Below are 12,946 nucleotides of genomic sequence, written 5' to 3' on the forward strand. Positions count from 1 at the left end.
GGGACGCTTACTTAATATTCCTGTAAATATTTAGGATTAAATATCATAAGTATTTATGGTACTTATAACTCGCCAAGTCGTATTAGGAGTTTTAAAAGCAAATAATGATCATGGCTTTTAAAGTCTTCCGATGGAGAATTTGTTCCATGCAGGTACTTATTCCTTAAGTCTAGTCCTTTTTATTAAGGTAGAAATTTAAACATTGCTACTCTTGTTCTGTAAACAGTGTATTTTGAACAGATACTAGGCTTTCATTGATCACTTAATGAATTACTAATTCTCTTGGATAATTAAAGAAAACCATATAGGATTCTTATATTTATTCTAAAAATAATTACTTTTGTTTGAACTTCGATTTAGCTTATTAAATTACCTATTAAAAATAATTTCACAATATTATTGACTGCTTTTTTATTGAGTGAAAAATTTTAAAGAATTTTTTCATGAAAAGATGAGTCATATTTAGCGAAAATGAATTCTTATGGTAATCAAAATTGATTCTGTAAATACCACAAATTTTATGTCAAGAAAATTATATATATTATTAGTCTTAATAACATTGTGTTCCTGTGACTCAAAAGAAGATAATCAAAAAAAAATTATCATCGGATTTTCACAAAGTATCTCTGAAGAAGATAGTTGGAGAAAATCTATGGATAATACAATGATGGTCGAGGCTTCACTTCATCCAGAAATAGACTTAACTATTTCTAATGCAAATGGCAGTACAAAAAAGCAGATTAACGATATTGAAAAAATGATGGAAAATCATTTGGATGTTTTAATAGTAGCTCCATATGGTTCCGATTCTATAGTTCCAGTAATTGAAAAAGCCAGTAAAAATGGAATACCGGTAATCATAATGGATAGAAAAGTTAATACATCCAATTATACAGCATTTTTAGGGGCGGATAATGTTGAAGTTGGTCATATTGCAGGAAAATATATTGTTTCTATGTCTAATGCCCGTGCCAATATTCTTGAAATTAAGGCAACGACAGATATTTCACCTAGCGTTGAGAGAAGTTTAGGGTTTAAACAAATTATCGACCGATATCCGAACATTAAAAAAATAAGTATCAGTGCTCCTAATTTGGAAGCATTAAACAATAATTTAAGTAAGGTATTGGACAGTATGCCAAAAATAGATTTTGTTTTTGCTTTTAATGATAATATTGCACTTCAAGCATGGGAGGTAGCTAAGAAAAAAAGCAGGGAAAAAAATATAAAATTTATTGGAATAGACGGACTGAATGATCCAAATGGAGGAATACAGGCTGTTAAAGATGGTAAGCTAACGGCAACCATATTGTATCCAACAGGAGGCAGCGAGGCAATTAAGCTTGCAGTTAAGCTCGCCAATAAAGAAATAGTTTCTAAAAACAATATACTCAATACGACTTTAATTGATTCTCTGAATGCTGATATCATGAGTAATCAATTTGATAAAATTTCGGTTCAGCAATCCGATATTGAATTGCAGCAAAATAAAATTAAAGAACAAGAAAAAAAATATTCTACTCAAAGAAATCTTCTGATAGTCATTATTTTTTTTAGTTTATTAATTTTTGGGCTAGCTGTCTTTAGTTTATATTCTGGTATAAAACTGCGCAGTAAAAAGAAAGAATTAGAAAAAACGAATATTAAAATTGTAAATCAAAAAGATGAAATTGAATTATATGCTAATAAGTTAAAAATTAGTAATGAAGCTAAAATTAAGTTTTTTACGGGACTTTCTCATGAGTTTAAGACACCGTTAACCTTGATATTGAGTTCAATAGAATCCCTGCATGATGAGTTTAAAAATAAAAGTAATACGGTTAAAAAAGATTTAGATTTAATGTATAATAATTCTAAAAGATTGCTTCGGTTGATTAATCAGCTGCTTGATTTTAGAAAAGGTGAAAATCAAAACTTTGCTATAAAAGTTTCAAAAATAAATTTGTGGAGTTTTTCAAAAAAAATAATTAAAGAGTTTGAAAGAGAAGCCTTGAGAAGAAATATAAAATTTGATTTTACATCAAACAATAAAGGCTTAGAAGTATATATAGATCAAAATTTAATAGACAAGGTATATTATAATTTATTGTCCAATAGTTTTAAGTTTACTCCTGATAATGGTAAAATTGAGGTGACAATTGTAGAGGAGAAAGAGCTTGGGATTGTGAAAATACATTTTAAAGATTCTGGAATTGGAATACCTGAAAAGGATTTGGAAAATGTTTTTATCCCTTTTTTCAAAGGGTCAAATAATTATAAAAACGGTTCAGGTGTGGGACTAAATTTATCTAAAAGCTTTATGGATTTGCATCAAGGTTCAATTGAAGTTAAATCCAATAAAGGAACACATTTTACTTTAACCTTAAAATTAGGCCATAATCATTTTAATGGAGAAGAAATAATTGAAAATTCGAATGACCAAAATTTTGAAAATGATTATGAATATAATTACTTAGATAAAACATTAAATGAAGTAAGCTCCCCCTTGTTTGATGAAAATAAACAAACGATCTTAATCATAGAAGACAATGTAGAAGTTTTGGATTTTATTTCATCAAAGCTAAGTGAAAATTATAATATTTTTAAGTGCAATGGAATAGATTCAATTGAACTCGTATTAGCAACTATTCCAGATGTTATTATATGCGATTTAAATTTGCCTGAAAAAAATGGTTTTGAAATTTGTGAAATCATAAAAGCAAATTTTCTTACTTCGCATATTCCGACAATTATATTAACTGCTTCGGATGATTATGAAACCAATATTAAAGCTTTGGAAGTTGGGGCAGATTTATTTTTGACTAAACCTTTTAATTTACAGGTATTAAGGCAAGCAATAAAAGGTTTGTTATTTAATAGGGAAAAATTAAGATACTTTTATACGAATGTAAAAGTAGAAACTGAACTTAAAGGGTTTGATTTAATTGAAAAAAAATTTCTAGCAAAAATTAACCAGTTTATAGATAAAAATATTGATGATTCTTCATTCTCGGTTGAAGATCTTGCTGCTTTACTCAATATATCCAGGGTCCAATTGTATCGAAAAGTAAAAGCAGTATTGGGTATTGGTATTGGGGATTACATCAATAATTATAGGTTGGAGAAAGCAAAAGTAATGTTGAAAACGACATCTTTGAATATTTCTGAAATTGCTTATTCTTGTGGTTTTGCTTCTCCAAATTATTTTTCTACCAATTTTAAGAGCAAATATTCAATTTCTCCTAAGGACTTTAGGAATATTTAATAAAAATGAGGTGTTACATTTTTAGAATAAATACAATTAAGATGTTTTTTGGGGGATGATTGTATTTGTTTTTTCTTTGTTAAATCTTTGTTTTTCAGTGTTTTTCATTTTTATTTAAATAAAACTTCCAATGTAACATAACTTAACTATAACGTTATATTGCTTTTGTAGTTTTACTGAAAATAATGAAAATGAAAAAGTATATAATTGTATTGTTTGCAAGCTTAGCAGTTTTTAGCTGTAAAACACAAAAAGATCCTGCACCGGACCCTACTCCAGTACCACCACCAAATCCAAATGCAGCTAAAGAAATACTTTCTTTTGGTTTTAATGAGAGTTCGGGACAATCATTAGACGAAAGCATAACTAAATCTAGCTTTGTTATAAACGGTCCCATGAATTCTGCCGAGAGAATTGTTGGCATAGAAGGAAACGCATTAAGAGTAAATGGGTTTTATGGCTGGGCAACCGGCAATGCAAAAATTGCTTATCCCACTAGCCAAGCATGCGTGACAGGTTGGATTGCGCCTTCCGCTTTTCCTGTTCAAAGAAAAGATTTGGATCCAATTACAGAAAATACTAATGCGGCTATTTTTTCAAATGTAAATACGACTAATAGTTCTGGTGTGGCATTAGGAATCAATCATCACGGCAGAGTTATTGGCCAATTTAAAGTTGGAACTGAAGTGGTTCAAATTCTTTCGGATCAAGAGATAGAATTAAAAAAATGGAGCTTTTTGACCTTAAATATAAATGCAGGTCAAGGAATTGCAACTTTATTTCTCAATGGTGTTAAAATAAAAGACATTACATTTAAAGGAGGCAGTCTTGCTTGGGATAATAATGCCACGATATATATTGGCAAGGAGTCAAAAAATAAAACAGTAGCGGGTTTTGATACTAACGGTCTGACAGGAGCTATAGATAAAGTTTCGGTTTGGGATAAAAATCTGACCGCTGCCGAAATTTTAGCGCAATTTAACGCAATGACTCCAGCCGATCCAATTTTAAAAATACCAACAGAACGATTTGCAAATGATATCCATAGGCCAAAGTATCATTTAATGCCTTCGTCTGCTTGGACTAATGAATCTCATGGTTTGATTTATATTGATAATAAATACCATATTTTCAGTCAAAGAAATTTTAATGGACCCTATTTGGAACATATCAATTGGGGACATTATGTAAGTGATGATCTTGTGAGCTGGGATGAGAAAACTCAAGTATTATGGCCACAGCCAGGATTTGATGAAGTAGGGATTTGGTCTGGTCATGCCGTAATTAAAAATGGAGAGCCATTTATTTTTTATACAGGAGTCAATAAATCTAGAGCTGCAATCGGACTTGCTACTTCGACTGCGCCTTACGATGTTTGGAAAAAGAACGCTAGTCCAGTTATAACCAATGCACCAACTTCATTTGCAAATGCAGATTTTAGGGATCCATTTGTATTTCAAAATGGTTCAGAGTGGTATATGATGATTGGGACTGGACTTAGAAACGGTACTTCAAGAGGCGGATTGTTTTTATACAAATCAACAGGCGGAGATTTTACACAATGGTCTTTACAAGGCACTATGCTGGAAGGAAACCCTGCGGTAGACGGAACTGGGGATTTTTGGGAAATGCCTGTTTATTATAATTTTGGCTCCAAATCAATTGTGTTAATCAATAAGCTTCCAAATGCAAATGCTCTATATTGGTCTGGCAGTTTTAATGGTTCTCAATTTGTAAGAGATAATGCAGTTCCAGAGCGACTAGATGTCATAAATCAGCTGTTGTCTCCTTCTATCGGTCAAGATGCCAGCGGTAATTTAACTGCAATTGGCATTATTCCTGATGGTGTAACCTCAGCCAAGCAAAAAGCTCAAGGCTGGGCTCATGTTTTTAGTCTGCCAAGAGTATGGACCCTTGTAAACGGTAAGATTAAACAAGTACCTCATCCTAATTTGCTGAAGTTAAGAGGGGGTGTTACTAATTTTTCTAATGTAAGTTTTAGTCAGGCTACTTCAAATGTATTAAATGGAGCTTCTGGTTCACAATATGAAATTACTGCAACAATGGATCCCGGCACTGCTGCTAAAGTTGGTTTTTCACTTAATAAAAATGCTGGCACAGGCGAGCAGACATTAATCTATTATGATTATTCTACCAGCAGTTTTGTTGTAGACAGAAGCAAATCATCCATACTGACAGATGTTCCGCTTTCCAATCAATCAACAAAATTTGTTTTGCCAGCAGGGAATGTGAATTGGAGGATTTTTGTTGATGCATCTGTAATTGAGGTGTTTGTAAATGAGGAATTGGCTTTTGCAACACGTTCATTTCCATCAACAGCAAATAATACAATAGATTTATATGCACAAGGCGGCACGGCTAATGCAATTGATTTGAAAATTTATAACATAAATGGCGGTGGCACAGCATCAGTCTCGAAGGGTGTAAAAGATAAAACAGAAATTATGCATCCTATTGTTTATCCAAATCCATCTAATGCTAATTTCAATATGAAATTCAATAAAAATGGAGATGCATTAGTTTTTGCTTATGTTTTTGATATAAATGGTTTTCCTTTAAAAAAAATAGAATCAATATTGAATTCTGAAAATCTAGTTATTACTTGGGATGGTTATTCAGAAAACGGTATTAAGGCAAATGAAGGCGTCTATATAATAAAGGGGTTTTATAATGAAGAAATGTTTGATGCCAAATTGATTGTAAATTAGGCGTTGAAACATTTAATTTAAAAATTGATACGTTTCTGAAAATTATTCGGCAATGTTAAAAGGGTAATCCATTTGGATTGCCCTTTTGTCGTTTATATTCAATAGAAAGAGATTTATCTACTTCAAGGCATTTTATTGATCTCCAATACAGTTTAAAACCAGTGATTTGAAATGTTTAAGTCAATTTTTTATGACTATATGTGACTAGTATCCAGCTTAAAAAACTGACTGCAGATTAAAAAGAGTCACGCAGATTTCTTTATGACTTAATAAAAGCTGTGGCAAGAAAATACATGGTACACTTTTCGGATTGTCAGATTATTTTTAATACTTAGAAATTCTTTGGCGACAATTCATCCACTTTTCTAGAACTTAAATGTATTTAATTCTTCATAATAAATGACTGCAAAAAGGTTTAGGTTACTGATGAGGTTGTAAAACCTTTTTTTAATAAGTACTTCTGCATTGGATTGCGTACTATAATGTTTCTTACATGAAAAAAGTTTAAAATATAAATAATTTCTGTCTAAATTATATAATAGCATCATGATATTGGAACGGCTTTTTATGATAAATAAGCTCAAATATTGATATTGTTGCTTTAAATCGATAAAAAAGAATGATTTAAAAACAAGATTAATAATTAAAGTATTAAAAAAATATTGAATATTAATTTTTGTATAATATACTATGATTTCATATTGAAATTTAATGTAACATAATTGAAATAAATGAAAAACTAATGTTAGAATTTAGTTTTTAATTAGTTGTAAATCAATAAGTTGTGGTAGTGTATTTTTTTCAAACGTTATAGTAACATTTTGAAATGTTTAATTTTAGGTTAATATATAGTTTTGGAAGTATTAAAAATTTATAATGATGAATAAAAAAATAATGAGTTGGTCAATCATTGCGGCATTCGCAGGGTTCCTGTTTGGGTTCGATACAGTAGTAATTTCTGGAGCAGATAAAACGTTACAGGCGTTATGGCATTCTACAGATTTTTTTCACGGCTCGGTAGTAATGGCTATGGCTTTATGGGGTACTGTTATTGGTGCTATTTTTGGAGGAATTCCAACAAATAAATTAGGAAGAAAAAAGACTTTGTTACTTATAGGATTACTTTTTGCTACTTCTGCACTAGGGACATCATTGGCTAACAGTCCATGGGTTTTTGCATTTTTTAGATTTGTTGGAGGTTTAGGAATTGGAGCTTCAACAATTGCAGCGCCGGGTTATATCTCTGAAATTGCTCCGGCTAAAGATAGAGGGCGTTTAGTTGGTTTTTACCAATTCAATATTGTACTAGGAATTCTTTGCGCTTTTTTATCTAATTATTTATTAAGTGATATTGGAGAGAACTCTTGGAGATGGATGTTGGGGATACAAGTTTTTCCTTCACTAATTTATTCGTTTTTGGTGTTCGGTATTCCGGAAAGTCCAAGATGGTTATTATCTGAGTCAAAAATAGAAGAAGCTAAAGAAGTTCTACAGAAAGTGTTTTCAAAAGATGAAATTAATCAATTCATTGAAGAGGTAAATAATGATAACATTGCAACTCCAAGTAATGAAAATATTTTCATGAAAAAATACAGAGTGCCTCTAATGTTAGCTTTCTTAATGGCTTCATTTAACCAATTGTCAGGTATAAATGCATTTTTATATTATGCGCCAAGGATTTTTGGAGAAGCAGGTTTAGGGGCTGATGTTGCCTTGTTAAGCAGTATAGGTATTGGGTTCATAAATTTAATTTTCACAATGGTTGGAGTTTTTCTAATAGACAGACTGGGACGCAAAATCTTAATGTATATTGGTTCCATTGGATATATCATTTCGTTGAGCCTTGTTTCTATGGCTTTCTTTTTCCATTGGACAGGAATTTTTGTTCCTATATTCTTGTTTTTATTTATTGCATCGCATGCCATTGGGCAAGGAGCTGTAATCTGGGTGTTTATATCTGAAATTTTTCCAAATCATCTAAGATCATCAGGCCAATCATTTGGCAGTACCACACATTGGGTTTTAGCTGCTATTATTCCTTCTTTAATTCCTTTCCTGTTTTCTACAATTGGTGCAGGAGTTGTGTTTTTGTTTTTTGCTATAATGATGGTTTTTCAACTTGTATTTGTATTTGTCATGATGCCTGAAACCAAAGGAATTTCATTAGAAAAACTAAGTAAGATATTAATTAAAAAATAATAAGGATGAAAAATACATTAATGAAAGGAATTTTTAAAAGCATATTTTTTATCCTAATTATGATTATAATAAATAGCTGTAGTTCTACGATAGCAACTGATGAAAAAACAGTATCCAATGAAGAATTATACAGACCAAATTTTCATTTCACACCAAAAAAAGGCTGGATGAATGACCCTAACGGGATGTTTTTTTATAAAGGTTTATATCATTTATATTTTCAGCATTATCCAAATGATAATATCTGGGGACCTATGCATTGGGGCCATGCAACAAGTACCAACATGATTACTTGGAAGGAACAAAAAATTGCACTTTATCCAGATAACCTGGGTTATATTTTTTCAGGAAGTGCTGTGGTAGATGTTAATAATACTTCGGGATTTGGCAGTCTGAAGAATCCGCCAATAGTAGCCATGTTTACTTATCATGATGCTGTCAAAGAAAAAGCGGGTGCAACAGATTATCAGTCTCAGGCGATTGCATATTCGTTAGATGAAGGAATGACTTGGACAAAGATTAAAGGGAATCCCGTAATAAAAAACCCTGGTATTAAAGATTTTAGGGACCCAAAAATGATGTGGGATGCTATTCATAATCAATGGATCATGATTCTAGCGGCCGATGTGGAAACTAAAATATATCGTTCTTCAAATTTAATTGATTGGGAATTGGCTTCAGCATTTGGAAAGAATTTAGGAGTACATGGAGCTCCTTGGGAATGCCCAGATTTTTTTCCTATCAAAGTTGAAGGGGCAACAGATTTGAAATGGGTGCTTTTACAAAGTATTAATCCCGGTGGTCCAAATGGAGGATCAGCAACGCAATACTTTGTTGGTGACTTTGACGGAAAAACATTCACACTAGATGATTCGTTTGCTCAAGATTTAAAGAATTTTGAAGGATTGTGGGTTGATTATGGCAAGGATAATTATGCTGGAGTTACTTGGTCTAATATTCCCGATGCTGATGGGCGTAAATTATTTATAGGCTGGATGTCAAATTGGGAATATGCAAATAAAGTTCCAACAAAAAATTGGAGAAGCAGTACTACTATTCCCAGAGAATTGAAACTTATAAATACCGATGGTCATTATCGAATTGTTTCGCTTCCAGTAAAGGAATTGGATAAATATATCTCAAAGACTATTAAAAAAGATCTTCTTACTATAGATAAAGAAACTGTGATAGTTGACAAATCTGCTGTAGATATCTCAAGATTAGATATTCGTTTTACGGTGAATAACTTGAAAGAGGATAAGTATGATTTTATCCTGTCTAATAAAGAAAATAATGCTATTCATTTTGGAATAAACAAAAAAGACAAATGTTTTTATATTGACAGAAGGAATGTGAGTCAAACAAAATTTTCAGATGAATTTGCAAAGAAAATTTCAACAGCTCCAATTACTTCAGATTTTAATTCTATTGATGTAAGGGTAATTATTGATAAAACCTCAATCGAAGTGTTTTATGATAACGGAAAAACGGTTATGACTGAAATTTATTTTTCGGATAAACCAATGGATTCGTTTTCAATAGCTAAAGCAGGATCTGATTTTGAACTTAAAAATGTATTTATAAACCAATTAAATATTAAATAATGCAAGTGCAGTGATATTTTAATAATTAAAAAAATAAATATGAATAAAACTAAAACCAAATAACCAAAATAATTGAATGTATGAAAATTAAAAAACTAAAAATGATGAAAAAGAGTATAACGATATGCTTGCTTTTATTTTTATCTGTTATGTCAGCGCAACAGGTTCAAATAAAAGGAGTAGTTAAAGGAGATGATGGTCAAACACTTCCTGGAGCTAATATAAATATAAAAGCTACTGGAAATAATGCATCTACAGATTTTGATGGAAAATTTCAAATAAATGCAAAGGCAGGAGATGAATTGAATGTTTCTTTTATTGGCTATAGATCGAGGGTTGTAAAAGTAACTGATGCTGACAAAGTTTACACTATTGTATTGACAGAAGAAAGCAATACTCTTAAAGAGGTAGTTGTTGTTACGGGATATACAGCAGAGAAAAAATCTGAAATATCGGGTTCAGTTTCAATTGTAAAAATGGCAGATATCACAAAACAACCAACTCCTAATATATTATCAGCTCTTCAAGGCAGAGTAGCTGGTTTGCAAATAAATTCGGGAGGAACTCCAGGAGGAAGTGATACACAAATTGTCATAAGAGGTTTAACAACTGTGAATAGCGGTTCTGCACCACTTTGGGTAATAGATGGGGTTCAAACCAATAATTCCAGCGGATTAAATCCAGATGAAATTGAGTCTATCCAAGTTTTGAAAGATGGAGCTTCGGCAGCTATATATGGTACTTCGGCCGCCAATGGGGTAATTGTTGTGACTACCAAGAAAGGAAAAAAAGGAGTTTCTGAGTTTTCTTTCAAAACAGAAACTATTATTAATCATCTTAGAGATAAAATAAGCTTATTGAATTCTCAGCAATGGGCAGATGTAACTTATCAAGCACAATTGGGAGCAGGAATTACAACACCGACTCATCCTGTTTTAATCAATAATGGATCAGGTTTTACTATACCACAATATCTAGATCCAAATGGAGTACAAACAGCATCAGATACGAATTGGGTTAATGAAATTATTAATGATTCTTATTCTTCTAATACTGATTTCGGATATCGTAAAGGAACTGATAAACTTAGTTTGTACTCACAGATAAGTTATTCTGAAGATAATGGAATTCAAAGATATACTAATTACAAAAGACTGAATGCCAGATTAAATGCTTCATATAAGTTTTTTAATGACAGATTGACGATAGGTGAAAACTTTTTGTTTTCAAAAATTGATGAAGTAAAAAACAATCAATTTGAAAATGCAATTCTTCAAAATCCTTTGATTCCAGTTTATACAAATCTAGGAGATTATGCAGCTCCTATGTCTGGAGGATTACAGGATAAACCTAATCCATTAGCCAATTTATGGAGTAATAGAAAAAATGCTGAAAAGAGTATGCGTTTTCTAGGAAATGTTTATGGCAATTTTAAAATCACTAAGGATTTAACATTTAATAGTATTTTAAACTTTGATAGCGGGATCTACAAGTTTAACACATCAACAGAAGCTTTTTCTGTCAATGGTTCGATTCCTTCTGTTTTTCAAAATATTACTACCAGCGATGTAGATAATGATTATGATGCTACCATTTTTACAAATACGTTAGAATACAATAAGAATTTTGGAAAAAGCAAGATTTCATTATTAGCTGGTATCGAAAATACGGCAAGACAAGATAATTATCATAATAATTTGGTACATGGCGTTGATATTACGAATCCTTCAGGATATGTGGTACGAAACGATGCGCAATTTCAAACTATTGAAGATAAAGTGGAATCGTATAAGATATCTCAATTTGGTTCAGCAAAATATGTATTTGATGATAAGTATGTAGTTTATGGTTCTTTAAGAAGAGATGGTTCTTCCCGATTTGGACCTAATAACAGATATGCTATTTTTCCAGCAGCATCAGCAGCTTGGAATGCCAGTAATGAAGATTTTTTAAAAGACAATAAGACTTTATCTAATTTGAAATTAAGATTTTCATGGGGAGTTAACGGTAATGATTTGATTGGGGATTATTTGTATTTATCTAGTTTTATCAATAATACATCGGCAGGAGTTATTGAAAATTCAGACTATGATATTGATGGTGACGGGACAGGTTCTTCTGGAGGTGTAGTGCAAAAAAGACAGGCAAACCCAGATATAAAATGGGAAACTACTACTCAATATGATGCTGGATTTGATATTGGTTTTTTTAATAATAGAGTTCAGCTTAATACTGATTTTTATATAAAAACGACAGATAATTTGATACTTACTCCTGTTGCATTAGCAGTGTCAGGAGAGTCAACTCCTCCAACTATTAATGCGGGTTCTGTTAGTAACAAAGGAGTTGAAACTGTGTTGAGCTATAAAAGTAATTCATCCAATAGTTTTGTGTATGGTGTTGATTTAAATTTTTCTAAATACGAAAATAATGTAGAAAGTCTTGATTCTGATTCCAACTTTTTACTTAATGGTGTATCTATAACGCAAAAAGATGCTCCAATTGCTTCATTTTACGGTTTAGTTGCAGACGGGATTTTTAGAACTCCAGAAGAGGTAGCTGTTCATGCCGACCAGCCAGGAAAAGCTCTTGGAAGAATTAGATATAGAGATGTCAATAAAGATGGCGTAATTAACCAAAGTGACAGAACTATAATTGGAAATCCTCATCCTGATTTTACTTATGGAATTAATTTGAATGCTGCTTACAAGGGATTTGACATGAGTTTATTTTTTGATGGAAAACAAGGTAATGATATCTATAATGCCCAACGTAACCTTGGTGATTTTGCCTACTTTGGATTCAATTATGGAAAAAATACATCGGATGCTTGGACACCTAGTAATGCAAATTCAAATATTCCTGCCTTATCTACTTTAAACAGTAACAACGAACTTCAGCCTTCTAGCTATTTCGTAGAAGACGGATCTTATTTCAGATTAAAAACCATAACTCTAGGGTATTCATTCAGTCAGGATTTAGTAAAAAAATTCGGAATGGGTAATTTACGACTCTATTTTGTAGGTCAAAATTTATTCTCATTTACTTCTTTCACTGGATTTGATTATGAGGTTCCTGGATTGAGTGCTGGCGGAATTGGTGTTGCCGGTTATGGGATTCCTCACTATAAGTCAGTTGCTTTTGGTATTAATGCGAAATTTTAATTAAAC

At 31.7% G+C, this 12,946-nt stretch carries 5 protein-coding genes; all 5 read left to right on the forward strand.

Features of this window, described 5'->3' with window-relative positions:
* Window positions 1–481: 481 nt before the first annotated feature.
* The 5 genes from CLU83_RS04905 to CLU83_RS04925 all read left to right on the forward strand — a co-directional run bounded on the left by CLU83_RS04905 (window position 482) and on the right by CLU83_RS04925 (window position 12,940).
* Window positions 482–3,244, forward strand: coding sequence for a substrate-binding domain-containing protein (locus CLU83_RS04905; RefSeq protein ID WP_232726984.1), 2,763 nt, complete (start codon window positions 482–484; stop codon window positions 3,242–3,244).
* 191 nt (window positions 3,245–3,435) lie between these two features.
* Complete coding sequence (locus tag CLU83_RS04910) at window positions 3,436–5,973, forward strand: GH32 C-terminal domain-containing protein (protein WP_198512253.1); 2,538 nt, start codon at window positions 3,436–3,438, stop codon at window positions 5,971–5,973.
* An 879-nt stretch (window positions 5,974–6,852) separates the two neighbouring features.
* Window positions 6,853–8,172, forward strand: coding sequence for a sugar porter family MFS transporter (locus CLU83_RS04915; RefSeq protein WP_100430579.1), 1,320 nt, complete (start codon window positions 6,853–6,855; stop codon window positions 8,170–8,172).
* Between the two features lie 5 nt (window positions 8,173–8,177).
* Window positions 8,178–9,776 carry a glycoside hydrolase family 32 protein gene (locus CLU83_RS04920; RefSeq protein ID WP_100430580.1) on the forward strand — a complete coding sequence of 533 codons (1,599 nt, stop codon included), beginning with the start codon at window positions 8,178–8,180 and terminating at the stop codon, window positions 9,774–9,776.
* A gap of 80 nt (window positions 9,777–9,856) precedes the next feature.
* Window positions 9,857–12,940: a TonB-dependent receptor gene (locus CLU83_RS04925; protein ID WP_100430581.1), complete on the forward strand. Its 3,084-nt coding sequence runs from the start codon at window positions 9,857–9,859 to the stop codon at window positions 12,938–12,940.
* Window positions 12,941–12,946: the final 6 nt, after the last annotated feature.

The organism is Flavobacterium sp. 1, assembly GCF_002797935.1.
Classification (GTDB): domain Bacteria; phylum Bacteroidota; class Bacteroidia; order Flavobacteriales; family Flavobacteriaceae; genus Flavobacterium.

Excerpts from the sequence above, each read along its gene's own strand:
- CLU83_RS04905 (WP_232726984.1), top strand. The coding sequence starts at position 482 with ATGGTAATCAAAATTGATTCTGTAAATACCACAAATTTTATGTCAAGA.
- CLU83_RS04910 (WP_198512253.1), top strand. The coding sequence starts at position 3,436 with ATGAAAAAGTATATAATTGTATTGTTTGCAAGCTTAGCAGTTTTTAGC.
- CLU83_RS04915 (WP_100430579.1), top strand. The coding sequence starts at position 6,853 with ATGAATAAAAAAATAATGAGTTGGTCAATCATTGCGGCATTCGCAGGG.
- CLU83_RS04920 (WP_100430580.1), top strand. The coding sequence starts at position 8,178 with ATGAAAAATACATTAATGAAAGGAATTTTTAAAAGCATATTTTTTATC.
- CLU83_RS04925 (WP_100430581.1), top strand. The coding sequence starts at position 9,857 with ATGAAAATTAAAAAACTAAAAATGATGAAAAAGAGTATAACGATATGC.